Below are 25,450 nucleotides of genomic sequence, written 5' to 3'. Positions count from 1 at the left end.
AATGAAACAAGAATTTAAAATCATTGCTGACAATATTGAAAATAATACAAGAGTGCTTGATGTTGGTTGTGGGGATGGTGTTTTAATTGAATACTTAAAAAAAGAAAAAAATGTTGATGTTAGAGGGTTAGAGATTTCAAAAGATAAAGTTCAAATATGTATTTCAAAAGGATTAACAGTAATCGAAGGAAATGCTGAAATAGATTTAAAACAATTTCCTAACAACTCTTTCGATTATGTTGTTTTAAGTCAAACATTACAAGCATTTGTAAATCCTGAGAAAGTAATAAACGAACTTTTAAGAGTTGGAAAAAGGGCAATAGTCACAATTCCTAATTTTGGATTTTGGAAAGTGAGATTACATCTTTTATTAAAAGGGACTATGCCTGTTACAAAAGCACTTCCAGATGAATGGTACAACACACCGAATTTACATATGTGCACTATTAAAGATTTTGTAAGATTTTCAAATATAATGAATTTTAAAATTTTTAAATCAATTGCCTTAAATGATAAAAATATGACAAAAATAGATAGATCTAATCTATTTTTTAAAAATCTATTTTCAGAGTTAGGAATATTTTTGATAGAAAAATAAATCTATGAAGATTGAAATTGTAAGATGTCTACAAGATAATTATAGTTATTTAATTATTGACCAAAAAACTAATGAAGCATGTGTAGTTGATCCTAGTGAGGCAGATCCTGTAATTAATTTTTGTGAAAAGAATAAAATTAAAATAAAATATATTTTAAATACTCATCACCATTATGATCATGTTGGTGGAAATATAGAAATAAAAAAGTTTTATAATTCAAAAATTTTAGGCTTTGAGAATGATAAAGATAGAATTCCTGAAATTGACATTTTGTTAAAAGATCAAGAAGTTTGGAAAAAAGATAATTTTGAAACAAAAATTTTTCACATACCCGGTCATACAACGGGGCATATTTGTTATCACTTTTTTAATGAAAAAATATTATTTACTGGTGACACTCTATTTTCGCTAGGTTGTGGAAAAATTTTTGAAGGAACATACTCTCAGATGTTTATGTCGCTTAGTCTATTCAAAAAGTTCCCTTTGGATACCAAAATATATTGTGGTCATGAATATACTCTTCAAAACTCAAAGTTTTGTTTGCAATATGATCCTCAGAATAAAATGTTAATAAATAAAATTTTAGAAATTAAAAAAAACCTAAGCCAAGGTAATCCAACTTTGCCAAGCACTATAAAAGATGAGCTTGATTGTAATATATTTTTAAGAGCCAATGATGTTAAAAGTTTCTCAAAACTAAGAGATTTAAAGGATAATTTTTAGCTTATTGAGCTTGACTAATAAGAGGCTCGGTCTATATTGCGCTAACAAAATTTAACAATAAATACTATGTCATACGCAGTTATACAAACAGGTGGTAAACAGTATAAAGTCAAATCTGGAGAAATTCTAAAAATAGAAAAATTGCCAGATTCTAAACCTGAAACAAAAATCGAATTTAAAGAAATACTTGCTTACGGAGACGATAAAGTGATTGAGGTTGGTGCACCAACGGTTACAGGAGCAAAAGTTGAAGCTGAATTAGTTAAAAATGGAAAAAATAGAACAGTTTTAATTTTTAAAAAAAGAAGAAGACATAACTCAAGAAGAAAAAATGGTCATAGACAAGAATATTCTATGATAAGAATAAACAAAATTTTTTCAAAAGATGGTAAAGTACTATCTGAAGCTGGAAAGAAAGTTGTAACTGAAAAAAAAGTAGAAACAGCTGTTAAAGAAGAAAAAAAATAATTAGGTAAATTATGGCAACAAAAAAAGCAGGTGGATCATCGAGAAACGGACGAGATAGTGCCGGTAGAAGACTTGGTGTAAAAAAATACGGTGGTGAAACTGTTATACCTGGAAATATAATAGTCCGACAAAGAGGAACAAAAATTTTCCCCGGCGAGAATGTTGGAATGGGTAAAGATCATTCAATTTTTTCAGTCATTAAAGGGAAAGTAGTTTTCAAAAAATCTAAAGCAGATAGAACTTTCGTTTCAGTAAAACCCAATTAATAGTACAACTAAAATTGATGTTGTATTATGAAATTCCTAGATCAAGTAAAAATTTACGTTAAAGCTGGCAATGGTGGTGATGGATCACCAAGTTTTAGAAGAGAAAAATTTATAGAATATGGAGGACCAGATGGTGGAGATGGTGGTAAGGGCGGTTCTGTAATTTTAAAATCTGAGCAAAATTTAAACACACTAATTGATTACAGGTATCAGCAACATCATAAAGCTGAAAGAGGTGAAAATGGAATGGGCCAGAATCGAACTGGAAAAAGTGGTGAAGATTTAATTTTAAAAGTTCCTCTTGGCACTCAAGTTTTCGAAGAAGATAATAAAACTTTAATTTTTGATTTTACAAAACCAGGTGAAGAATTTGTTGCTGCAGCTGGTGGTAAAGGCGGTTTGGGCAACACAAGATTTAAAAGTTCTACAAATAGGGCACCAAAAAAATTTACCAAAGGAACTGTTGGTGAAGAATTTACAATTTGGCTTCAATTAAAAACAATTGCAGATATAGGAATTATTGGACTGCCAAATGCAGGGAAATCTAGTTTGTTAGCTGCAGTTACAAATGCAACTCCAAAAATTGCGAATTATCAATTTACAACTTTGAACCCAAATCTAGGTGTGGCAACATATGATGATAAAGAAGTTACAATTGCAGATATCCCAGGTTTAATAGAAGGAGCACATCAAGGAGTAGGATTAGGTATTCAATTTTTAAAACATATCGAAAGATGCAAAACAATTTTACATTTAATCGATATTACAGGTGATGATATTGAAAAAGCCTACAAACAGGTTAAAAATGAGCTCTCTAGATACAGTCCAGAGCTTATTAAGAAAAAAGAACTAATTGTTTTAAATAAAATTGATTTAGTAGATGAGGAATTTGTGAAAGAAATTATTGCTGATTTTTCAAAAAAAATTAATGGTGAAATTTTATTACTTTCTACATTAGATAAAAAATCAGTTTCTATGATCAAGGCAAAATTAATTTCGTATGTCTCTTAAAAATTCCAAAATTATTGTAATAAAAATAGGTTCTTCCCTACTAGTAGATGAGAATAAAAAGATTAAGAGAAAATGGCTTTCAAGTTTTGCAAAAGATATAAAAGATTTAAGAGATAAAAATAAAAAAGTTATCATCGTAAGTTCTGGCGCTATAGCTCTCGGTTGCATTAAAATGAACTTCATTAAGAAAAATTTAAAATTAGATAAAAGTCAAGCTATAGCCTCTATTGGTCAAATCGAGCTAATGAATTTATTCTCTGATACTTTTTCAAAATATAAATTAAATATTTCCCAAATTTTGCTAACACTTGAAGATACTGAGGAAAGAAGAAGGTCTCTCAATGCTAAAAGAACCTTTGAAAACTTATTTGGTTTAGATTTCATTCCAATAGTTAATGAAAACGATACTATTGCAACTTCTGAGATTAAGTATGGAGATAATGATAGACTTGCATCTCGTGTGGCTCAAATAACCAATGCAGATATATTAATTTTATTATCTGATGTAAGTGGTTTGTATTCAAAAAATCCAAAGCTATTTAAAGACGCTAAATTAATTAAAAGAGTTGAAAACTTTAATAAAGACTTAAAAGACATAAATTTCAAAGGAATGAATGAGTTTGGAAGTGGTGGTATGAATACAAAAATTGAAGCTGCTAAAATATGTCAACTATCTGGATGTGATATGATCATTTCAAATGGTTTATATTTAAACCCAATAAAAAGAATTATACAAAAAAATGAATACACAATATTCAAATCAAAAGTTTCAAAATTAGATGCTAGGAAGAAATGGATTATTAGCTCTGTATCTCCAAAAGGTGAATTAATCATTGATGATGGTGCAAAAAAAGCCTTAAAAGATAGTAAGAGTTTATTGGCTGCTGGTATAAAAAAAGTAAATGGAAATTTTAAAAAAGGAGATCATATAAGAATACTAGATAAATCTAATAAAGAATGTGCAAGAGGATTATGTTCTTTTTCATCAGATGAAATAAAGAAAATTTTAGGATGCCATTCCAGAAAAATTGAAAAAATTTTAGGTTACATTACAAAATCAGAAGTAGTTCATAAAGATGATATGGTAGAAGTTTAATGAGAAATTATTTATTTAGTCTTGGAAAAAATGCAAAAAAAGCTTCAATTGAAAATGTAAGCTCAGTTAAAAAAAATCAAGTTTTAAAAGATTATATTTTTTTGATTAAAGACAATCATTCAAAAATAATTCTAGAAAATAAAAAAGATTTAAAAAATGCTAATAAAAACAAGTTAAAGAATAATCTTATAAAAAGACTTTTATTAGACAATAAAAAACTTTTACAAATTACAAATTCTATAAAAACAATAATTAGTTTTAAAGACCCTGTAGATCAAACTTTAAAGAAATGGAAAAGACCTAATGGCCTAAAAATTGAAAAAAAAACCGTTCCAATTGGGGTAATTTCTGTAATTTATGAAAGTAGACCCAATGTAACTTCTGACGTTGCTGCCCTCTGTTTCAAATCAGGTAATCCAGTTATTTTAAAAGGTGGATCTGAAGCATATTACTCAAATAAAATACTAACCAATTTATTTAAAAAAGCACTCCAAAAAAATAAAATTAACAGCAATTATGTTCAGTTCATAGAATCTAAAAATCGAAAAACTGTTGATTTTTTATTAACTAAGATGATCAATTATATTGATGTTGTTATTCCAAGAGGTGGTAGAGGTTTAGTAAAAAAAGTTCAAGAACTATCGAGGATACCTGTAATTGGTCATTTAGAGGGCATATGTCATACATATATTGATGATCAGGCTGATTTAACAATGTCAAAAAAAATTACTTTAAATGCAAAATTAAGAAATACAGCTATCTGTGGTGCTACAGAAACAATCTTAATTCATAAAAAAATTCTCAAAAAATTTTGTGATCCAATTTTATCTAATCTAGAAAAAAATGGTTGTAAAATAATTGGAGATAAAAATATTAATAAATTCTATAACGGTAAAATTAAAATTGCTAAAGAAAGCGATTGGTCAACAGAATACTTAGGACCTACTGTATCAGTAAAATCTGTAAAAAATATTGACGAAGCGATCAATCATATAAATAAATATGGCACAATGCATACCGATGCTATTATTACAAAAAATAATAAATCAGCTAAAAAATTTTTAAAACAGGTAAAAAGTTCTATATCGATGCACAATACATCTACACAATTTGCAGATGGTGGAGAATTTGGGTTTGGTGGTGAAGTTGGAATTTCCACAAATACACTTCCACCAAGGGGGCCAGTAGGATTAGATCAGTTAGTTTCTTACAAGTACCAAGTCACTAGTAATGGAAGAATTAGAAAATAAATTGAAAATAAATAATAACAAAATAGGAATTTTAGGTGGTTCATTTGATCCTGCACACAAAGGCCATTTAGCAATCTCAAAAGAGGCAAAAAAAAAATTTAAATTAAAGTCTGTCGTTTGGGCAATAACAAATCAAAACCCTTTTAAGAAAAAAGCTTCAAATGACCTTAAGAAAAGAATGAGCTTTTGTAAAAAAATAATTAGTAAAAGTAAGTTTATAAAGATTAAATATTTTGAAGATATAATTAAATCCAATAAAACTTCAGACTTAATTGATTATTTTTATAAAACTGGAAAATATGAAATTTTTTTTTTAATTGGTGCTGATAATCTTATCAATTTTCATAAATGGCACAAATGGAGAAATATTCTTAGAAAGTCAAAACTTATAGTTTTTGATCGACATGGTTATAAAAAAAGTTCTCTAAATTCAAAAACTTATAAAAATTTATCTAATAAATCTGTTACATTTGTTGAATTTGATAAGGTCAACATTTCATCTTCTCAATTAAGAAAAATTTGATAGTCTCAAATTAATTAATGGATAAAAATTCAGATCTTAAAGATATTATTATTAAAACCCTTGATATTAATAAAGCTCATGACATTGTAAGCATTGACCTAAAAGACAAAAGTTCAATGGCTGATTACATGATTATTGCAAGTGGAACCTCTTCAAGACATATTCAATCTTTATCAGAACAAGTTTTAGAAAAATTTAAAGATAATGGTTTAAAAAATTCTAAAATTGAGGGTAAAGAAAGTAATGAATGGAAATTAGTTGATGGTATTGATCTAATAGTCCATATTTTTCACCCAGAAAAAAGAAAGTTTTATGAGCTTGAAAAAATTTGGTCAGAATTAATACCAAAAGAAAAAGTGATGATATGAAATATCTTCTAATTTTATTTTTTTTTTTAAATAGTTTATTTTTATCAAACTTCGTCTCTGCAAATGAAAATGATATTTACAAAAAAATTGATTTATTTGGTGAAGTACTTGAAAAAATTAATGAAGAATATGTTGATGAAATAAATCAATCAGACAGTATGGATTCTGCAATTAATGGTCTGCTTCAGTCACTAGACCCATACTCGGCTTATATGCCTCCTGAAGTATTTAATGAGATGCAAACGGAGACCAGTGGTGAATTTGGAGGTCTTGGAATTGAAGTAAGTATGGAAGCTGGTGTTGTAAAAGTGATTTCTCCTATAGATGACACCCCTGCATCAAGAGCTGGTATTAAAGCTGGAGATTACATTGTAAAAATTGAAGACACTCAAGTACAAGGTAAAACTTTAAGTGAAGCTGTAGATTTAATGCGAGGACCTGTTGGATCTAATATTGAATTAACCGTAAGACGAAGAGGAGAAAAAAAGGCTTTAACGTTTAATATAACTAGAGAAATTATAAAAATACAATCTGTAAAAGCTGATCTACTTGAAAAAGATATTGGCTACATTAGACTTACATCATTCAATGAAAATAGCAGTAAACAAATAGAAGATAAAATTGAAGAATTAGAGAAAGATCAAGATATCAGTGCTTACATATTAGATTTAAGAAATAATCCTGGAGGATTATTATCTCAAGCAATTAAAATTTCGGATTTCTTTTTAGATAATGGTGAAATTGTATCAACAAAAAGTAGACAACCGTCTGAAAATAGAAAATGGTTTGCAAAAAAAGGTGATTTAACAAAAGGAAAAACATTATTAGTTTTGATTAATTATGGTTCAGCATCTGCTTCAGAGATAGTTGCTGGAGCATTAAAGGACCACAAAAGAGCAATTATTTTAGGTGAAAACAGTTTTGGAAAAGGTTCTGTTCAATCAATTATTCCTTTAAAAAACAAAGGGGCTATTAGGCTAACAGTAGCCAAATATTATTTGCCCTCTGGAAAATCTATTTCTGAAGTGGGTGTAAGCCCTGATATTGAAGTTAATGAAAAAGGTGAAGAATTTAAAATTAAAACCGAAACTGACAATCAATTAAACTACGCTATTAAACTTTTAAAAGGATAAAATGCAGGAAAAGTTTAAAGATTTACCACTAAGAAGTGGTGTTGGAATAGTTGTGCTTAATAAAGATGATAAAGTTTTTGTCGCAAAAAGAATTGATAATCCAAAAAATTTTTGGCAAATGCCTCAAGGTGGCGTTGATGATGGAGAGGATTATTTAACTGCTGCTTATCGAGAATTAGAGGAAGAAACTAGTATAAAAAATGTAGAGCTTATTAGCGAGCTAGATGGTTTTATAACCTACAATCTTCCTGATCGCTTATTAGGAATTATTTGGAAGGGAAAATATAAAGGTCAAATTCAAAAATGGTTTTTAATGAGACATATTGGAAATGACAGTGAGATAAATATTCAAACCAAAAAACCTGAATTTTTAGATTGGAAATGGGTGGATTTAAAAGAAATTACTCAATTAGTTGTAGATTTCAAACTTCATGTCTACAAAGAAGTCCAAGAAAAAGTTGAAAAAATATTAATTAATAGATCTTAGCACATCAATTTTTTGGTCTGCTAAGAACTTTGCTTGATCACTTATCTCTGATTTATTTGCTTCTTGCTCAGTAACTTTTATTAAATCCTGAATTTTATTTTTATCAATATCTTTCAAGCTAAAAATAGAGCTAGTTAAAACTGATAGATTATTATTTTTAAATTCAACTATCCCATCCTCAACAAAGAATTTTTCTTCACCAGATTTTGAATAGATTGTAATAATACCAGGTTTTAAAAAAGATATAATTGAAATATGGTCTTTTAGAATTCCCATCTCACCTTCAAAAGCTGGAACAATAACTTCTGTTACATCCTCTTTTGAAAAAAAAGATTTTTCTGGATTAACTATTTCTACTTTAAATTCTTCACTCATTAAGCAGCAGCGTCTTTAGCCATTTTTTCAGCTTTTTCTACAGCTTCCTCAATAGTACCAACCATATAAAAAGCTGCTTCAGGTAAATGATCATATTCACCTGCACATATCGCAGCAAACCCCTTAATTGTCGACTCTAAATCAACTAATTTACCTGGTGATCCTGTAAAGACCTCAGCTACAAAGAATGGTTGAGATAAAAATCTTTGGATTTTTCTTGCTCTTGCTACAACTAATTTATCTTCTTCTGATAATTCATCCATACCAAGAATTGCAATAATATCTTGTAAAGATTTATAAGTTTGCAGCACTTTTTGTACTTCTCTTGCTACTCTGTAGTGCTCATCACCAACAATTCTAGGATCTAGAATTCTTGATGTAGAGTCTAATGGGTCTACAGCCGGATAAATACCAATTTCAGCAATTTGTCTTGATAAAACTGTTGTTGCATCAAGGTGTGCAAATGATGTTGCAGGCGCAGGGTCTGTTAAGTCATCGGCAGGAACATAAATCGCCTGAACTGATGTAATTGAACCTTTATTCGTTGTAGTAATTCTTTCTTGCAAATTACCCATATCAGTTGCTAGAGTTGGTTGATATCCAACAGCTGATGGAATTCTTCCAAGTAATGCGGAGACCTCTGAACCAGCTTGTGTAAATCTAAAGATATTATCCACAAAGAATAGTACGTCCTGACCTTCTTGATCTCTAAAATATTCTGCAACTGTTAATCCAGTAAGTGCTACTCTAGCCCTTGCTCCTGGAGGTTCATTCATTTGTCCATAAACTAAGGCCGCTTTAGAACCTGGACCATCTTTTTTAATAACCCCAGAGTCTATCATTTCATGATAAAGATCATTTCCTTCTCTTGTTCTCTCTCCAACACCAGCAAAAACAGAAAAACCACCATGTGCTTTTGCAACGTTGTTAATTAATTCCATAATCAATACGGTTTTTCCTACACCAGCACCACCGAACAGACCAATTTTTCCACCTTTTGCATATGGAGCTAATAGGTCAATTACTTTAATACCAGTAACTAAAATTTCTGTTTCTGTAGATTGATCATTAAATTCTGGAGCAGCTCTGTGAATTGGCCAAGTTTCTTTTGTTTTTACATCACCTCTTTCATCAATCGGTTCACCAATTACATTTATAATTCTTCCTAGTGTTTCAGGACCCACTGGAACTTGAATTGGAGCATTTGTATTTGTGACCTCGTCACCTCTTTTCAATCCTTCAGTAGCATCCATTGCAATGGTTCTAACGGTAGATTCTCCTAAATGCTGGGCAACCTCTAAAACTAGTCTGTTATCTCCATTTTTACATTCTAAAGCTGTTAAAATTTCTGGTAAAGCTCCCTCAAATTTAACATCTACTACTGCTCCAATAACTTGTGTGATTATTCCTTTGCTCATAATTATAAACTCTCTGCTCCTGATATAATTTCTATTAGTTCTTTAGTAATTGCTGCTTGACGGCTTCTATTATACTCTATTGTAAGCTTGTCAACCATTTCACCTGCGTTTCGGGTAGCATTATCCATTGCACTCATTCTTGCACCTTGTTCGCTAGCTGAATTCTCTAACATTGCTTTAAATATTTGTGTTGAAATATTTTTTGGCAATAAATTATTTAAAATCTCATCTTCATCTGGTTCAAATTCGTAACTTTCCTCTGTGTCTTTGTTTTCATCATTTTCTGTGTTTAAAGGAATAATTTGTTGTGCTTGAGGTATTTGGGTTATTACATTTTTAAACTGATTGTAAAAAATTGTACAAATATCAAATTCTTCTTTTTCAAATTTTTCAATAATCAATTTACCAACTTTTTCTGCATCAAAGTAATTTGTGTTTTTTGAAGTCTTAAATGAAATATTTTCAATTATTTTATCACCATACACTCTTTTTAATTGATCATTTCCTTTAGAACCAACAGTAATTATCTTTAACTCTTTTCCTTCTTGAGAAATCTTTGAAAAATAAGCTTTAGCTTTTTTAATAATATTTGCATTAAAACCTCCACACAATCCTCTATCTGATGTCATAACTACACACAAATGAACCTTGTCATTTCCTGTGCCAGATAAAAGCTTAGGAGCATTCTCTTTATCAGAGATACCACCTGACAAATTTAAAATTACATTATTCATTTTTTCAGAATAAGGACGACCTTTCTCTGCACTTTCCTGAGCTCTCTTTAGTTTTGCTGCAGCAACCATTTTCATAGCCTTTGTAATTTTCTGTGTAGATTTTACACTAGCTATTCTTTTTTTTAGATCGTCTAAACTTGCCATTTATTTTTTTATTTTAAGCTTTGTTTTAATTGATTAATCAATTCTACTAATTCTTTTTCAGTATCCTCTTCAAGTTTACCTGAACTTAAAATAGAATTAATAATCTCTGGTTTATCAGATTTACATTTCTCAATGATCTTGTGTTCAAAATCTGCAATGTCTTTTAATTCAACATCATCAAGATATCCTTTTACACCACAGAAAACTGAAATTACTTGCTCAGCAACAGTCATTGGTGAATATTGTTTTTGTTTTAAAAGTTCAGTTAATTTTGAACCTCGATTTAAAAGCTGTTGTGTTGAAGCATCTAAATCTGATCCGAATTGAGCAAATGCTGCCATCTCTCTATATTGAGCTAATTCAAGTTTCATTGAACCAGAAACCTTTTTCATAGCTTTTGTTTGTGCTGCTGAACCAACCCTTGAAACAGATAAACCCACGTTAATCGCTGGTCTAATTCCTTGGTTAAATAACTCTGTTTCTAAGAAAATTTGACCATCCGTAATAGAAATTACGTTTGTGGGTATAAAGGCAGAAACGTCTCCACCTTGAGTTTCAATAATAGGTAAAGCAGTAAGAGAACCACCACCATGCTCGTCACTCAATTTAGCTGCTCTTTCTAATAGTCTACTATGAAGATAAAATACATCTCCTGGGTATGCTTCCCTTCCTGGAGGTCTTCTTAATAATAGCGACATCTGTCTGTATGCAACAGCCTGCTTAGATAAATCATCATAGATTATTAAAGCATGCATGCCATTATCTCTGAAAAATTCTCCCATAGCACATCCTGTATAAGGAGCTAAAAATTGAAGTGGAGCTGAGTCAGATGCTGTTGCAGCAACTATAGTTGTATATTCCATAGCCCCAGCTTCTTCTAAAGTTTTTTGTATTTGTCTTACCGTTGATCTTTTTTGACCTACAGCAACATAAATACAATAAAGTTTTTGTTTTTCATCACCAGACTCATTAATTTTTTTTTGGTTAATTATTGCATCAATAGCAACTGCAGTTTTACCTGTTTGTCTATCACCAATAATCAATTCCCTTTGACCTCTCCCAATTGGTACAAGACTGTCGATTGATTTTAAACCTGTCTGCATTGGTTCACTGACTGATTGTCTTGGAATTATTCCAGGAGCTTTTACCTCTACCCTACTTTTTTTAATTCCTTTATCGAATGCACCCTTTCCATCAATAGGGTTACCTAATCCATCAACTACTCTTCCAAGCAATTCTTTTCCAACTGGTGTATCAACAATATTTCCAGTTCTTTTAACTACGTCTCCTTCTTTAACATTTCTATCGTCACCAAAAATTACAACACCTACATTTTCGCTTTCAAGGTTTAAAGCCATACCTTTAGAGCCATCAGCAAATTCAACCATTTCTCCAGCTTGAACATTATCTAATCCATAGATCCTAGCGATACCATCACCAACTGACAAAACTTGTCCAACTTCAGAAATTTCTGCTTTATCTCCAAAATTTTTAATTTGTTCTTTTAATATTTTTGTTACTTCTGAAGGATTTATTTCCATATTATGCCTCTATCATTCTATTTTCGATTTGTTGTAATTTATTTTTGATGGAAGTATCAACCATAGTGCTACCTATTTTGACGATTAATCCTCCAATTAAACTTTTGTCATTTTTGTAGTTTAATTTCATTTTAGAGCTGAAGTTTTGTGAGAGTTCTTCAGTTATTTTACTTATTTCTTCATTAGATAATTCTTTCGCAGATTGAATCTCAGCTTTAATCTCACCTCTTTTTTCCGAGCAGATTTCAATAAAACTTTTTAAAATTTTTTCTAGGTAAAAAAATCTTCTTTTTTTTATTAAAAATGTCATAAAATTTTTTAATAAATCATTAACTTTAAAAGTTTCGGAAATTTTATTTATTACAGAAATCAAATTTTCTTGATTTTCAGTTGGATCTTTAATCAAGTTATTAAAATCTTTATTTTTTTCGATTAAATTTAAAATTGCTAAAGTATGTTTTTCAATATCAACTATAGAATTAGCTTCATTAGAAAGTTCATACAAAGCTAGAGAATATCTTTGTGCAGAAGTATTTGAAAATCCTTTGTTCTTACTCAATTTTATCTTTTAGTTAGTGTTGATTGTTCTTTAAAAACTGGCTTTAATTAGCATATAGAATTTACCTCTTCAAGTAACACAATGTTGCAAAAAGACCTTTTTTTTGCCATTTAATTGAAGTTTAGAGGGTCAACATCAACTGTCAGTTTTATTCCATTCGAAAATTTATACTTTGCAATTAATTCGCTTACAGAACTTTGCAATTTCAAAGATTTAGAGCCTCGGATCAGCAGCCTAATCCTAAATTTCCTTTTAAGTCTAAAAATTGGAGCACTAACAGGGCCAAGAACTCTAGCATTAATTTTATCTTCCAAAAAAGTTTTGAAATAAAAAGCATCCTTTTCTAATTTCTGCTCATTCTCTCCCGTAAGTATTAACGAAATAAATCTTTCATAAGGAGGTAATTTGTTTTTTTTTCTAATTTCTAATTCTCTATCTAGAAATATATCTGGATTTCTATTAGTAATTTCACTGATCATTTTTGTGTTTTTACTATAAGTTTGAAAATATACAGTTGCTGGTTTACCAGTCCTACCAGCTCTACCGGATAACTGATGATATAGTTGCAAACTTTTTTCAGTTGCTCTTAAATCGTGACCTTGTGTTGTTAAATCAATATCAACTACGATAATACAGTTTAAATTTGGAAAATGAAAACCTTTGGATATGAGTTGTGTTCCTACCAGAATTTCAATCTCATTATTTATAATCTTATTTAATGTATCAGAAGAGTTTTTTTTATTCATTGTGTCACTTGAAAAAATTTCTACTTTCTTATTAGGAAAATTTTTTTTAACTTCCTCTGATATTCTCTCAACTCCTGGGCCACTAAAAATAAAATCACACTGTCCTTCTTTTGAGCAATCTCTATTCAAAGATGATTTAAAACCACAATAATGACAAAGCAGAGTTTCTTTTTTTTTATGATAAACTAGATTAATAGAACAATTTGGACAGTTGTAAGCACTGAAACATTTTTTACACAACACATGTGGTGAAAAACCTCTCCTATTCAAAAAAAATAAAACTTGATCATTTTTTTTTAAATGTTCATTTGCTTTTTCTATAGTCTCTTTTGACAACCACGTTTGTTTTTCAAGTTTGGTGTTATTCAAATTTATTATTTCATAATTGGGTAATGCAGCATCTTGATACCTTTGATTAAGTTTTGATACTGAATATTTGCCTTTCTTAATATTTTCATAAGTTTCAATTGAAGGCACAGCCGTAATTAAATTTATAGGAATATTTTCAAATGATGCTCTAGCGATTGCCATATCTCTTGCATTATAAATGATTCCTTCATCTTGTTTGTAAGATTGGTCATGCTCTTCATCAACAATGATTAGGCCTAATTTCTTAAAAGGTAAAAATAGTGATGATCTCGCTCCAATGATAACATTGATCTTACCCTCATTAACACCGCTCCATATGATTTCTTTTTTTTTCTTTGAAATTCCTGAATGCCATACAGCAGGTTTAAAACCAAAAAATTCGCAGAATTTTTGTTCAAATTGTCCAGTTAAACCAATTTCAGGTAATAAAATTAAGCCTTGAAAACCTCTATTTATAAAATCTTTTAAAGCTTCAAAATATACAATAGTTTTTCCTGAGCCTGTTGTACCTTGCAAAACATGAACCCTAAATTTATCAGAAAATTTAGTCATTAATTTAAGGGATGTTTTTTGATCTTTTGATAGCTCAAAAGAGTTATTTTTTATATTAGTAGAATATTCATTATATTTTTCATCAGATAGTTTCTCTACAGCGTTACTACTTAACAATGATAACTTTAATGCCATACCTTTTGGAATTAGATTGTATTTTGAAAACCAATTTAAAAAATTAATTGTATTTTTTTTTAAAGCTAATATTTCTAGTTTTTTTAAAACTTTTTTTATTTTAAAAGTTTTTTTATCATTTTTTTCAAATTCATCCCAAACCACACCAGTAATTTTTGATTTTCCAAACGGTACAATTACAAAATCACCTATCTTTAATTTGATGTCACTTTCATAAGTAAAAGGATAATCAAATATATTAGGTAATAGAATTGGATATTTCATATTTAGCTATAAAATATAAACATAATAGTTGCTAAGAGATTAAACTTAACCTTTTACTTTAATATTATTTTTTTTGTAATATTCACTGGTAATCACTTTTTCCAAAAATGTTACTGATTTTTCATTATTAAATAATTTTTTTTTATTTATCTTAATTTTTTTAATTACTTCATTTCTAAAATTGATATCGCTAGCCAATTTTAAAGCTATTTCAATATAGTTTTTTTTAGAGTTTGCGATTGTTTCTTCTATACCTAGAATTTTTAAAATACCATAAGTGTGTCTTCCTCTCATAAAATTAGATGGAAGAGTAATAATTGGCTTATTCAAACTAATAGCTTCTAAAGAAGTATTTCCACCAGACCAATTCAAACTATCTAAAATTATATCCGATTTTTTAATTAGACCTAAAAATTCATTATTGCTACATCTTGGATGAAAGTAAAAATATTTTTTAAAGTCATACCCCTCATCCTGAAATCGTTTTGAAATTCTATCTTTAAATACTAAATTCATTGGATCTTTTATGCCCTCAATAAACCAAAAATAACAGTTTGGATTTTTCTTTATTATATCTAAATAAATATGATCATCTTGAGGTAAAAGTTTAAACAAACTTTGAAGGTTTAAAAATATTGTTGATTTTGTACTTTTAGATAATTCAGGCTCTTTTGTATTAGATAAATCTGGAAAATCATAATCTATTCCTAATTGAGGCATTTTAATTAATTTTTCAGAAAAATATTTTTTTGAATCATTAGCTTCCATCAATTCACTTGAGAGAAAAAAATCAATATTCTTAAAACCTGAGGTCACAGGATGGCCCCAAGTATTAAATTGCAATGATGCTAATCTTAAAGAACTTAAAATCTGTATTTTTGGTTCCATCCCAATATCCAAATATATGATTACATCTATACTATCTGCAGATATCTGAGAAATTAATTCTTCAACATTCTCACTAAAAAAAAGTTTAGAATTATTCTTAATTTTTTGAGTAACATGATCAATATTGTTAGAAACATAGTATGTAAATTTATCAAACTTTTTATCATCCAATTTTAGTATCCAATTTTTAAATAATTTTGATACCGTATGATCCCTGAAAAAAGATGAAATAAAACCAACTGATATTTTCTTATCTAATTTTTTTTTTTTTATTTTAATATTAAATTGAGGGTAAACTTTTTGTGTTATCTGTTCTATTAAATTTGCAAACTGCTTTTGTAAACTTAAATCATCCTTTCCCTGATAATGTAAAAAAAAATTTGTACCTGAATTAATAGTGTTTTCTAGATCATACTTGGTATATTTATTCTCACTATTTAATAACTGATCTATAACTTTAATTTTTTTTTTAAATTTAGTTCTTGAGAGTTCAATTTCTTCAAAATTTTTATAAATTACTGGAAATGTAATCATAGACTGCCATTGAAATATAAGATTTTTTGGCTCTATCTTAACGGCTTTATCAAAATATTCTATTGCCTCATGATATTCACCTATTTCTTTGAGTAGATGCCCAAGATTATAATAACCGATAGCAAAATTAGGTTTAATTTTTATTAATTCTTTAAAATATCTAATTGCATTTTGATACTCTCCTAGTTCTCTAGATAAATTTCCAAGATTATTTAATGCTGCAATGTTTTTAGGTTGTAACTCGATTACTTTTTTATAAAGTTTTTTTGCTTTATCATTTTTTTTTAATTTTTTATAGATATTACCTAGATTGTAGCAGGCATTAAATTCATGGGGTTTAATCTCTAAAACCTTTTCATAATAAATAATTGATTTTTGAAAATTACCTAAATTGTTATATAAAATTGCAAGATTAAAACATGCCTTTAAATGAAATGGATCTTTTTTTAAAACCTCTTTGTAAATATTTTTTGCATTATGAAAATTTTTCTTTTTATGATTTTCCAGAGCTTGTATAAAAAGTTTTTCTAATATCAATTTATCTTCTTGGGGCATCAGTTAACTTTAATATAAGATGCTAAAAATTTTAAGAGTGTATTGCCCTTTTATCAACTGAAAGAGCTGCTTCTTTAACTGCTTCAGAAAATGTAGGATGTGCATGACATGTTCTTGCAATATCTTCAGAACTTGCTCCAAATTCCATAGCTACTCCAATTTCAGCTATTAATTCTCCTGCGTGAGGCCCTATTAAATGAGCCCCTAAAACTTTATCTGTTTTAGCATCAGCTAGAATTTTAACAAATCCTTCTGCATCATCAATTGCTTTTGCTCTTGAGTTTGCCATAAATGAAAATTTTCCAATTTTATAATCAACATTTTTTTCTTTTAACTGTTCTTCTGTTTTTCCAATTGAAGCAACTTCTGGGGTTGTATAGACAACACCAGGAATAGTATCATAATTAACATGGCCTGATTGTCCTGCAATATTTTCAGCAACTGCTATTCCTTCATCCTCAGCTTTATGTGCAAGCATAGGACCAGTGATTACGTCTCCAATAGCATAAATATTATTTTGATTAGTCTTAAAATTTTTGTCTGTCTTAACTCTATGTTTTTCATCAAGTTCAACTCCAGCTGCTTCAATGTTTAATCCTTCCGTATTAGGTTTTCTTCCAACTGAAATTAAAACTACATCACAATCAAAATCTTTTTTATTTCCATCTTTATCACTAGTTGAAACAATTGCTCCCTCACTATCTTTTTTAATCTCTTCAACTTTATGCTGCATATGAAATTTTATTCCCTGTTTTTTTAAAATTTTCATAAATTCTTGGGAAATCTCTCTATCCATGCCAGGCGTGATGTGTTCTAAGAATTCTACTACATGAACTTCAGCTCCTAATCTTGACCAAACTGATCCCATTTCTAACCCAATGTATCCTCCACCTACTACAACCATTTTTTTTGGCACCTGCTCTATCTTTAAAGCTCCGGTAGAAGATAAAATTGTTTTCTCGTCAAAATCTATTCCTGGGAGTGATACAGGTACTGATCCTGTAGCAATTATAATGTTATCTGCACCAATTACTGTCTCTTTGTTATCTGCATCTTTTATATTGATTTCATTCTTTGATTTAAAGCTTCCATGACCTTTGAAATATGTAACTTTGTTTTTCTTTAATAAAAACTCAACTCCCTTTGTCAAAACAGTTACTGCTTTATCCTTACTTTTCATCATTTTATTAAGATTTAGCTTTACTTCACCAACTTCTATTCCTTTATTTGATAGATTTTTAACTTTATGGAATTCTTCAGATAAGTTTAATAAACTCTTTGAGGGTATACATCCAACATTCAGGCAAGTACCACCTAATGAACCTCTCGATTCAATACATGCAGTTTTCAATCCTAATTGAGCCAATCTAATTGCACAAACATAACCACCCGGACCACCACCAATTACAACTGCTTGAAATTTTTCTGACATTTAAATATCTAAAAATAATCTTCTTGGGTCTTCTAGATTTTCCTTAATCATTTTTAAAAATGAAACAGACTCTTTTCCATCTATTATTCTATGATCATAGGATAAAGCTAAATACATAATTGGTCTTATCTTAATTTCTCCATCAACCACCACTGGTCTTTCAACAATATTATGCATCCCAAGAACTCCAGATTGAGGAAGATTTAAAATTGGTGTCGATAACATCGATCCATAAACACCGCCGTTACTGATTGTAAAAGTTCCACCCTGAAGATCCTCGATTGTTAATTTTCCGTCTCTAGCTTTCTCTGAAATTTCTTTAATATTTTTTTCAATATCTGCAAATGATAGTTCATCAGCATTTTTTAATACTGGGACAACTAAACCTTTTTCAGTACCAACTGCAAAACTAATATTATAATAATTTTTATAAATTATGTCCTCTCCATCAATTTCCGCATTTACAGCTGGAAAAGATTTAAGTGCAACTATGCAAGCTTTTACAAAGAAAGACATAAAGCCTAATTTTATTCCATATCTACTTTGAAAATCCTCTTGGTTTTCTTTTCTCATTTCCATAATGCTTGACATGTCAACTTCATTAAACGTTGTTAACAAGGCTGCATTTTCTTGAGCTTGTTTTAGTCTTTTAGCAATCGTTTGTCTCAATCTAGTCATCCTAATTTTTTCCTCAGGACCGTATTGAGCTTTTCTTTCAGAAGGTTGTGGTTGTGCTCCCATAAGACTAATTAAATCGCCTTTTAAAATTCTTCCATCTTTACCTGTACCTTTAACTGAATTAATGTCGATTTTCTTTTCAGCAACAATTTTTCTTACTGCTGGAGATAAAGTTTGATTTTCTGAGTCAGATTCAAGCTTTACTTCTTCTTTTTCTTTTACTTCTTTTGTTAAAATTAATGGTGCTTCATCAGAACTCTCTTGATCTTTTTTTTCCTCAAAAATTTCTGGTTCTTTTTTTGGAACTTCTAAATTTACAACATTATTTTCTGGTGTTGCTGTTGGTTCTATTTTTTTAATTACTTCTTTTTTCACTGTTCCAGATCCATTTTCAGATACTGATCCAAGTAACGCTCCAACTTCAACAACTGTCCCATCTTTAGAATTTATTTCTGACAAGACACCACTAATTGGTGATGGAACTTCTAAATTTACCTTATCAGTCTCTAATTCAACAATTGGTTCATCGGCTTCAACTGTTTCACCTTCACTTTTTAACCATTTAGAGACTGTTGCTTCTGTAATACTTTCACCTAAGACAGGAACTACAATTTTTTCACTCATTATTTTTTATTCAAATACTTTTTTAATAATTTCTTGTTGTTGAGAAATATGTCTCTTTGCATAACCAGTTGCTGGTGATGCGTCTGGACTTCTTCCTATATAAGAAATTTGGTTATTATTAGCCTTAATATTATCCAATGTCCATTGTATATAATCCCGAACAGAGAACCATGCACCCATATTTTTTGGTTCTTCTTGACACCAATGAAATGTTGCTGATTGAGCGTATGGCTTTAGTTCACTTACTAATGTTTTTGCAGGAAATGGATATAATTGTTCAATTCTATACAAAATTACATCATCAACTTTTAATTTTTCTCGAGCCTCTAATAAATCAAAATAAACTTTACCTGAGCATAAAATAACTTTTCTTATTTTTGAACTATTTTGTAATTTAATAAAACCATCAGCTTTAGGATCCATTGCATGGTCCCAAAGCACTCTATGAAAAGAATTATCTTTACTAAAGTCATCAAGATTAGAAACACAATATTTATTTCTTAATAATGATTTTGGTGTCATCATTATTAATGGTTTTCTGAAATCTCTTTTCATCTGTCTTCTTAGAGCATGAAAATAGTTTGCAGGTGTAGTGCAGTTCATAACTTGCATGTTATCATTTGAGCATAATTGTAAAAACCTCTCTAATCTTGCTGATGAATGTTCGGGACCTTGACCTTCATAACCATGAGGTAAAAGCATAACTATCCCTGATGCTCTAGACCATTTTCTTTCACCTGATGATATAAATTGATCAATAATCACCTGAGCACCATTAGCAAAATCTCCGAACTGTGCTTCCCATAAAGTTAAGGTATTAGGTTCAACTAAACTATAACCATACTCAAATCCAAGAACTGCTAATTCAGATAAAAAACTATCTACAATTTCATAATTTTTTTGATTTTCTGAAATATTATTTAATGGAATGTATCTACTGTTATCTAATTGATTTCTTAATACCGAGTGTCTTTGACTAAATGTACCTCTTCCTGAATCTTGTCCAACCAATCTTACTGGGTAGCCTTCTTCCAGCAACGTACCAAAAGCAAGGGATTCTGCTGTAGCCCAATCAATATTTTTCTCGGCATCTATTGATTTTTTTCTTTGATCGAAAACTTTTAAAATTGTTTTATGAGGATTTATTTCAGATGGTATTATATTAATTTTATCTGAAATATTTTTGATCACAACCTTATCAACACCGGTTACACCTCTTTTATCTTTACCTTTCTCGGGTTTATATCTTGACCATGTGCCTTCAAACCATTCAATTTTAGGTTTATAATCTTTTGCATTTTTGAATTGATCATCAAGTAAATCTTTAAAAGATTTTATTTTTTCTTTTAAAGTCTCTTCGCTAAATATTTGTTCTTGTGTAAGTTTTTCTCCATATAGTTTTGCAGTTGTTGGATGGGATCTAATTTTTTTATACATTAATGGTTGAGTAAAAGATGGTTCATCTCCCTCATTATGTCCAAATCTTCTGTAACAAATCAAATCTACGACAACATCTCTATTAAATTTTAGTCTAAATTCTGTAGCAATCCTTGTTGCATACACAACTGCTTCTGGATCATCACCATTTACATGTAATATTGGTGCTTCTACCATTTTGGCAGCATCCGAAGGATATGGTGAAGATCTTGCAAATCTTGGGCTTGTTGTAAAACCAATTTGATTATTCACTATTATATGAATGGTTCCACCTGTATTATGTCCGGGCAATCCTGACATTGCAAAACATTCTGCAACAATTCCTTGGCCAGCAAAAGCTGCATCTCCATGGATTAAAATTGGTATAACTTTATTTCTCTCTATATCTTTATGGAAAAACTGTTTTGCTCTTGTTTGACCTAAAACAACTGGGTTAACTGCCTCCAAGTGAGATGGATTGTCAGTCAAACTAACATGAACAGGGTTGCCATCAAACTCTCTATTTGATGAAGCTCCTAAGTGATATTTTACATCACCTGCTCCTTCATTAGAACTTGAATGAAACTCACCTGCAAATTCATTGAAGATTCTTTTATAAGATTTTTGAAGAACATTTGCCAATACATTCAATCTTCCTCTGTGAGACATACCAATCTTAACTTCTTTAATTTGAGATTGGCCACCAATTTTAATGATTTGCTCTAAGGCTGGGATTAAACTTTCAGCTCCATCTAAACCAAATCTTTTAGTTCCAACGTATTTTGTAGCTAAAAATTTTTCAAATCCTTCAGCTTGTATTAATTTATTTAAAATCGCTTCTTTTCCATTTTTTGTAAATTGAATTTCATTTTCATTCTCTTCAATTCTTTTTCTAAGCCAAACCCTCTCTTCATGATTTGAAATATGCATATACTCATATCCGATTGAACCACAGTAGGTTTTATCTAAAAAGTTTAAGATTTCAGATATATTTGAGTATTTTTTATTTGTAACTCCGTTTAAAAATATTTCTCTTTTATAATCACTTTTTTTAAAACCATAAAATTCAGGATGTAGCTCTTCCAAATACTCAGTTTCTTTAAGTCCTAAAGGATCTAACTTAGCTAACAAATGTCCTCTAAGTCTATAAGCTCTAATCAACTCTACTGCTTTAATAGAGTCTATATTGTTCTGAATTTGATCTTTAGAACTAGTTTTTTTTAAAACTTCACTTGATGAAGAACCATTCTTTGGTTTCTTTTCAATAATATTAATATTTTTTTTAATTGGTGCCCAAGATGGTCCTTTGATTTCATTAGCAACTAAATCTAGCTCATCGCCTAACTCATCAAAATATATTTTCCAACTGGAGGGTAAATCTGAATCTTGATTGATATACTTTAAGTACATCTGCTCAAGAAATGCACTATTAGTTTTTGTTAAAAAAGAAGTTTTTTCAAATTCAAGATTTTTTGTCAGAGACATTTATTTGGATTAGTATATTACTGAAAAGCTAATTTTCAATTAGACAATTTATCAAAAAGTGTCTTACCAATTTTAGATGGTGAATTAGCCATTGTTATACCGCAGTCTTCCATCTTTTTTATCTTATCTTCTGCTCCACCTTTACCGCCTGATATAATTGCACCTGCATGACCCATTCTTCTGCCTGGGGGTGCAGTAATACCAGCAATGAAGCCAACCATTGGTTTTTTAATTTGATGATTTTTTACAAATTCTGCAGCCTCTTCTTCTGCTGTTCCTCCTATTTCACCTATCATTAAAATAGATTTAGTTTCTTCATCATTTAAAAAAAGATCTAAACAATCTATAAAATTTGTACCATTAATAGGATCACCGCCTATTCCTATACATGTAGATTGTCCTAATCCATTTTCAGTCGTTTGAGCAACAGCCTCATAAGTCAAAGTTCCTGATCTTGAAACAATTCCCACAGAACCTTTTTTATGAATACTGCCTGGCATGATACCTATCTTACATTCATCTGGTGTAATAATCCCAGGACAGTTAGGGCCAATCAATCTACTTTTTGATTTAAGTAATTTTTGTTTAACCTTCAACATATCTTGAACTGGTATTCCTTCAGTAATACAAACGATTAGTTCTAAATCAGCATCAATAGCTTCTATAATTGCAGCAGCTGCAAATTTAGCAGGAACATAAATCATTGTTGCGTCTGCACCAACTTTATCTTTAGCTTCTTTTACAGTATTGAAAACAGGCTTCCCTAAATGTTCTTGACCACCTTTTTTTGGCGTTACACCGCCAACTAAATTAGTTCCATATTTTATGGCTTGTTCAGAATGAAAAGTTCCATGAGCTCCTGTAAACCCTTGGCAAATGACTTTTGTATTTTTATTTACTAAAACAGACATTATTTAATTGCCTCAACTATTTTTTTTGCTGCATCATCTAAATTCTCTGCTGAAATCAATTTTAATCCTGAATTATCTAAAATTTCTTTTCCTTCTTTAAAGTTAGTTCCTGCAAGTCTAACAACCAAAGGTACACTAATTTTCATTTCTTTAGCTGCATCAACTACTCCTTGTGCAAGGACATCACATCTCATTATGCCGCCAAAGATATTAATTAAAATTCCCTTAACATTTTTATCTGACAAAATAATTTTAAATGCTGCTGAAACTTTTTCCTTTGATGCACCACCACCAACATCTAAAAAATTAGCAGGTTCTGAACCATATAATTTTATGATATCCATTGTTGCCATCGCCAAACCAGCACCATTAACCATGCAACCAATACTTCCATCTAATTTTATATATGCTAAATCATGTTTACTTGCTTCTATTTCTGATGGATCCTCTTCATTTAAATCTCTTAGCTCAGTTATCTCTGGATGTCTGAATAATGCATTGCCATCAAAATTAACTTTAGCATCTAAACACATAATTTTATTTTCTTTAGTTAAAATCAGTGGGTTTACCTCAACCATGTTAGCGTCAGTGCTTATAAACATCTTATAAATAGATTTTATCAAGCTAATTGCATCTTTTTGAGCGTCATCGTTTAGATTAAAGATCTTAATTATACTTTCACAGTCTTCATTTGAAATTTCATCTTTTAGATCTACCTTTGTAGTTATAATTTTTTCAGGAGTTTTGGCAGCCACCTCTTCGATATCCATTCCACCTTGATCACTTGATATAAAAGCTATTTTTGAACTAGCTCGATCTACTAAACATGAAAGATAGAACTCTTTATCTATATTTGAGGGCTCCTCAACATAAAGTCTCTTAACTTCTCTTCCTTCAAGGCCAGTTTGATGTGTAACCAGTGTCTTTCCTAACAATTCTTTAGCTGCTTTTTCAAGATCTTCTAGGTTATCTAAAATCTTTACGCCACCAGCCTTACCTCTACCACCAGCATGAATTTGTGCTTTTAAGACATACTTACTTGTATTTAAAGTTTTGACTTTTTCTAACAAATCTTCAACAGTCAATGCGTAAACGCCTTGAGGAACTGAAGCTCCAAATTGTTTTAATATATCTTTTGCCTGATGTTCATGAATATTCATTATTTAGCAAGATCAGGATCAATATTGGATGCTGCTTCCCAAAGTTTTTTTACTGCATCAACTGACTTTAAAAATTCAGATTTTTCTTTGTCATTCAAATTAATTTCTTCAATTTTTTCTACTCCACCTTTTCCAATTATAATTGGAACACCTGCATAAATATCCTTAATGCCATATTCTCCATTTAAATAAGCAGCACAAGGAACCATTTTCTTTTCATCTTTTAAGTATGCTGCTGCCATTTCCACACCCGCTGCAGCTGGTGCATAAAAAGCTGAACCTTTTTCTAAATATTTTACGATTTCAGCGCCACCATCTCTGGTTCTTTGGTTGATTTCTTCAACACGTTCTGCTGTTATTTTTCCGTCTTTTACTAAATCTAGTAACGGTTTGCCTGAAATTTTAGTAAACCCAGGAAGTGGAACCATCGTATCACCATGACCACCCATTACCATAGCTTCAATATCTCTTACCGGAACATTAAACTCTAATGATAAAAATAATTTAAATCTTGAGCTATCTAATATACCAGCCATACCAACAACCTTATTCGTTGGTAAACCAGAATATTTTTGAAAAGCCATAACCATTACGTCTAATGGATTTGTAATACAAACTACGAATGCATTAGGAGCATGTTGTTTTATTCCCTCAGCAACTTGCTTAATAATTTTTAAATTTATTCCTAATAAATCATCTCTGCTCATTCCAGGTTTTCTTGGAACACCTGCTGTAATAATTACAACATCTGAGTCTTTGATATCTTTATAATAGTCAGTGCCTGAAAATCTTACATGGAAACCGTCAACTGGAGAAGATTGAGCTATATCAAGTGCTTTTCCTTTTGCTATTCCACTTGCAACATCAAATAAAACTACCTCATCTGCCAGTTCTTTAAGCCCAATTAAATGAGCTAAAGTTCCACCTATTTGACCAGCACCTATTAAAGATATTTTTTTTTTCATGAATGAAGATATCTTTTATTGATACTTTAAAATTATTCAAT

The 25,450-nt window shown here is 30.0% G+C and carries 24 protein-coding genes; 11 read left to right on the top strand and 13 right to left on the bottom strand.

Annotated elements, in window-relative coordinates:
- The first annotated feature begins 1 nt into the window (after window position 1).
- From metW to B9N70_RS06800, 11 genes are all read left to right on the top strand, one after another.
- Window positions 2–598 (top strand): methionine biosynthesis protein MetW, encoded by a 597-nt coding sequence (gene metW, locus B9N70_RS06850; RefSeq protein WP_085115051.1) that lies wholly within the window; start codon window positions 2–4, stop codon window positions 596–598.
- A gap of 4 nt (window positions 599–602) precedes the next feature.
- Window positions 603–1,322 carry a hydroxyacylglutathione hydrolase gene (gloB, locus tag B9N70_RS06845; protein WP_085115050.1) on the top strand — a complete coding sequence of 240 codons (720 nt, stop codon included), beginning with the start codon at window positions 603–605 and terminating at the stop codon, window positions 1,320–1,322.
- 66 nt (window positions 1,323–1,388) lie between these two features.
- The gene (gene rplU, locus B9N70_RS06840) at window positions 1,389–1,790 is read left to right on the top strand and encodes a 50S ribosomal protein L21 (protein ID WP_085115049.1); all 402 of its coding nucleotides are present in this window, start codon (window positions 1,389–1,391) and stop codon (window positions 1,788–1,790) included.
- Window positions 1,791–1,801: 11 nt separating this feature from the next.
- Window positions 1,802–2,056: a 50S ribosomal protein L27 gene (rpmA, locus tag B9N70_RS06835; protein WP_085115048.1), complete on the top strand. Its 255-nt coding sequence runs from the start codon at window positions 1,802–1,804 to the stop codon at window positions 2,054–2,056.
- Window positions 2,057–2,083: 27 nt separating this feature from the next.
- On the top strand, window positions 2,084–3,067 hold the full coding sequence (cgtA, locus tag B9N70_RS06830) for an Obg family GTPase CgtA (protein WP_085115047.1): 984 nt from the start codon (window positions 2,084–2,086) through the stop codon (window positions 3,065–3,067).
- A complete protein-coding gene (gene proB / locus B9N70_RS06825; protein ID WP_085115046.1) occupies window positions 3,057–4,163 on the top strand; it encodes a glutamate 5-kinase in 1,107 nt (368 codons plus the stop codon). Before cgtA ends, proB begins: the two co-directional genes overlap by 11 nt.
- On the top strand, window positions 4,163–5,413 hold the full coding sequence (locus tag B9N70_RS06820) for a glutamate-5-semialdehyde dehydrogenase (RefSeq protein ID WP_085115045.1): 1,251 nt from the start codon (window positions 4,163–4,165) through the stop codon (window positions 5,411–5,413). Before proB ends, B9N70_RS06820 begins: the two co-directional genes overlap by 1 nt.
- Window positions 5,394–5,936, top strand: coding sequence for a nicotinate (nicotinamide) nucleotide adenylyltransferase (nadD, locus tag B9N70_RS06815; protein ID WP_085115044.1), 543 nt, complete (start codon window positions 5,394–5,396; stop codon window positions 5,934–5,936). Before B9N70_RS06820 ends, nadD begins: the two co-directional genes overlap by 20 nt.
- A gap of 17 nt (window positions 5,937–5,953) precedes the next feature.
- Complete coding sequence (gene rsfS, locus B9N70_RS06810; RefSeq protein ID WP_085115043.1) at window positions 5,954–6,304, top strand: ribosome silencing factor; 351 nt, start codon at window positions 5,954–5,956, stop codon at window positions 6,302–6,304.
- Entirely contained in the window at window positions 6,301–7,437 is a 1,137-nt protein-coding gene (locus tag B9N70_RS06805; protein WP_085115042.1) for a S41 family peptidase, read from the top strand. Before rsfS ends, B9N70_RS06805 begins: the two co-directional genes overlap by 4 nt.
- A 1-nt stretch (window position 7,438) precedes the next feature.
- On the top strand, window positions 7,439–7,924 hold the full coding sequence (locus B9N70_RS06800; protein WP_085115041.1) for an RNA pyrophosphohydrolase: 486 nt from the start codon (window positions 7,439–7,441) through the stop codon (window positions 7,922–7,924).
- Here B9N70_RS06800 and atpC read toward each other — a convergent pair.
- The 13 genes from atpC to mdh form a co-directional block, all read right to left on the bottom strand.
- Complete coding sequence (gene atpC / locus B9N70_RS06795; RefSeq protein WP_085115040.1) at window positions 7,907–8,299, bottom strand: ATP synthase F1 subunit epsilon; 393 nt, start codon at window positions 8,297–8,299, stop codon at window positions 7,907–7,909. The two genes, B9N70_RS06800 and atpC, sit on opposite strands and share 18 nt — an antisense overlap.
- Complete coding sequence (gene atpD / locus B9N70_RS06790; RefSeq protein WP_085115039.1) at window positions 8,299–9,717, bottom strand: F0F1 ATP synthase subunit beta; 1,419 nt, start codon at window positions 9,715–9,717, stop codon at window positions 8,299–8,301. The genes atpC and atpD overlap by 1 nt, the downstream gene beginning before the upstream one ends.
- Window positions 9,718–9,719: 2 nt before the next feature.
- Window positions 9,720–10,595: a F0F1 ATP synthase subunit gamma gene (locus B9N70_RS06785; RefSeq protein ID WP_085115038.1), complete on the bottom strand. Its 876-nt coding sequence runs from the start codon at window positions 10,593–10,595 to the stop codon at window positions 9,720–9,722.
- Between the two features lie 8 nt (window positions 10,596–10,603).
- Window positions 10,604–12,136, bottom strand: a complete 1,533-nt coding sequence (gene atpA / locus B9N70_RS06780; RefSeq protein WP_085115037.1) for a F0F1 ATP synthase subunit alpha — start codon at window positions 12,134–12,136, stop codon at window positions 10,604–10,606.
- A 1-nt stretch (window position 12,137) separates the two neighbouring features.
- Complete coding sequence (atpH, locus tag B9N70_RS06775) at window positions 12,138–12,695, bottom strand: ATP synthase F1 subunit delta (protein WP_085115036.1); 558 nt, start codon at window positions 12,693–12,695, stop codon at window positions 12,138–12,140.
- Window positions 12,696–12,805: 110 nt separating this feature from the next.
- Window positions 12,806–14,761 carry a replication restart helicase PriA gene (gene priA, locus B9N70_RS06770; RefSeq protein WP_085115035.1) on the bottom strand — a complete coding sequence of 652 codons (1,956 nt, stop codon included), beginning with the start codon at window positions 14,759–14,761 and terminating at the stop codon, window positions 12,806–12,808.
- Between the two features lie 45 nt (window positions 14,762–14,806).
- Window positions 14,807–16,738, bottom strand: coding sequence for an O-linked N-acetylglucosamine transferase, SPINDLY family protein (locus tag B9N70_RS06765; RefSeq protein ID WP_085115034.1), 1,932 nt, complete (start codon window positions 16,736–16,738; stop codon window positions 14,807–14,809).
- Between the two features lie 31 nt (window positions 16,739–16,769).
- Window positions 16,770–18,170, bottom strand: coding sequence for a dihydrolipoyl dehydrogenase (lpdA, locus tag B9N70_RS06760; protein ID WP_085115033.1), 1,401 nt, complete (start codon window positions 18,168–18,170; stop codon window positions 16,770–16,772).
- Window positions 18,171–19,472, bottom strand: a complete 1,302-nt coding sequence (gene odhB, locus B9N70_RS06755) for a 2-oxoglutarate dehydrogenase complex dihydrolipoyllysine-residue succinyltransferase (protein WP_085115032.1) — start codon at window positions 19,470–19,472, stop codon at window positions 18,171–18,173.
- 6 nt (window positions 19,473–19,478) lie between these two features.
- Window positions 19,479–22,373: a 2-oxoglutarate dehydrogenase E1 component gene (locus B9N70_RS06750; RefSeq protein WP_085115031.1), complete on the bottom strand. Its 2,895-nt coding sequence runs from the start codon at window positions 22,371–22,373 to the stop codon at window positions 19,479–19,481.
- Between the two features lie 35 nt (window positions 22,374–22,408).
- Window positions 22,409–23,284, bottom strand: coding sequence for a succinate--CoA ligase subunit alpha (gene sucD, locus B9N70_RS06745; RefSeq protein WP_085115030.1), 876 nt, complete (start codon window positions 23,282–23,284; stop codon window positions 22,409–22,411).
- Window positions 23,284–24,444 carry an ADP-forming succinate--CoA ligase subunit beta gene (gene sucC, locus B9N70_RS06740; RefSeq protein ID WP_085115029.1) on the bottom strand — a complete coding sequence of 387 codons (1,161 nt, stop codon included), beginning with the start codon at window positions 24,442–24,444 and terminating at the stop codon, window positions 23,284–23,286. Before sucC ends, sucD begins: the two co-directional genes overlap by 1 nt.
- Window positions 24,444–25,409, bottom strand: coding sequence for a malate dehydrogenase (mdh, locus tag B9N70_RS06735; RefSeq protein ID WP_085115028.1), 966 nt, complete (start codon window positions 25,407–25,409; stop codon window positions 24,444–24,446). The genes sucC and mdh overlap by 1 nt, the downstream gene beginning before the upstream one ends.
- Between the last annotated feature and the right edge of the window lie 41 nt (window positions 25,410–25,450).

This window comes from Candidatus Pelagibacter sp. HIMB1321 (assembly GCF_900177485.1).
GTDB lineage: Bacteria > Pseudomonadota > Alphaproteobacteria > Pelagibacterales > Pelagibacteraceae > Pelagibacter.
The sequence above is the reverse complement of the archived record's forward strand: the minus strand, read 5'-3'. Positions and strand labels throughout refer to the sequence as shown.

Coding starts and splice junctions, on each gene's coding strand:
- metW (WP_085115051.1), top strand. CDS start 2: ATGAAACAAGAATTTAAAATCATTGCTGACAATATTGAAAATAATACA.
- gloB (WP_085115050.1), top strand. CDS start 603: ATGAAGATTGAAATTGTAAGATGTCTACAAGATAATTATAGTTATTTA.
- rplU (WP_085115049.1), top strand. CDS start 1,389: ATGTCATACGCAGTTATACAAACAGGTGGTAAACAGTATAAAGTCAAA.
- rpmA (WP_085115048.1), top strand. CDS start 1,802: ATGGCAACAAAAAAAGCAGGTGGATCATCGAGAAACGGACGAGATAGT.
- cgtA (WP_085115047.1), top strand. CDS start 2,084: ATGAAATTCCTAGATCAAGTAAAAATTTACGTTAAAGCTGGCAATGGT.
- proB (WP_085115046.1), top strand. CDS start 3,057: ATGTCTCTTAAAAATTCCAAAATTATTGTAATAAAAATAGGTTCTTCC.
- B9N70_RS06820 (WP_085115045.1), top strand. CDS start 4,163: ATGAGAAATTATTTATTTAGTCTTGGAAAAAATGCAAAAAAAGCTTCA.
- nadD (WP_085115044.1), top strand. CDS start 5,394: ATGGAAGAATTAGAAAATAAATTGAAAATAAATAATAACAAAATAGGA.
- rsfS (WP_085115043.1), top strand. CDS start 5,954: ATGGATAAAAATTCAGATCTTAAAGATATTATTATTAAAACCCTTGAT.
- B9N70_RS06805 (WP_085115042.1), top strand. CDS start 6,301: ATGAAATATCTTCTAATTTTATTTTTTTTTTTAAATAGTTTATTTTTA.
- B9N70_RS06800 (WP_085115041.1), top strand. CDS start 7,439: ATGCAGGAAAAGTTTAAAGATTTACCACTAAGAAGTGGTGTTGGAATA.
- atpC (WP_085115040.1), bottom strand. CDS start 8,299: ATGAGTGAAGAATTTAAAGTAGAAATAGTTAATCCAGAAAAATCTTTT.
- atpD (WP_085115039.1), bottom strand. CDS start 9,717: ATGAGCAAAGGAATAATCACACAAGTTATTGGAGCAGTAGTAGATGTT.
- B9N70_RS06785 (WP_085115038.1), bottom strand. CDS start 10,595: ATGGCAAGTTTAGACGATCTAAAAAAAAGAATAGCTAGTGTAAAATCT.
- atpA (WP_085115037.1), bottom strand. CDS start 12,136: ATGGAAATAAATCCTTCAGAAGTAACAAAAATATTAAAAGAACAAATT.
- priA (WP_085115035.1), bottom strand. CDS start 14,761: ATGAAATATCCAATTCTATTACCTAATATATTTGATTATCCTTTTACT.
- B9N70_RS06765 (WP_085115034.1), bottom strand. CDS start 16,738: ATGCCCCAAGAAGATAAATTGATATTAGAAAAACTTTTTATACAAGCT.
- lpdA (WP_085115033.1), bottom strand. CDS start 18,170: ATGTCAGAAAAATTTCAAGCAGTTGTAATTGGTGGTGGTCCGGGTGGT.
- odhB (WP_085115032.1), bottom strand. CDS start 19,472: ATGAGTGAAAAAATTGTAGTTCCTGTCTTAGGTGAAAGTATTACAGAA.
- B9N70_RS06750 (WP_085115031.1), bottom strand. CDS start 22,373: ATGTCTCTGACAAAAAATCTTGAATTTGAAAAAACTTCTTTTTTAACA.
- sucD (WP_085115030.1), bottom strand. CDS start 23,284: ATGTCTGTTTTAGTAAATAAAAATACAAAAGTCATTTGCCAAGGGTTT.
- sucC (WP_085115029.1), bottom strand. CDS start 24,444: ATGAATATTCATGAACATCAGGCAAAAGATATATTAAAACAATTTGGA.
- mdh (WP_085115028.1), bottom strand. CDS start 25,409: ATGAAAAAAAAAATATCTTTAATAGGTGCTGGTCAAATAGGTGGAACT.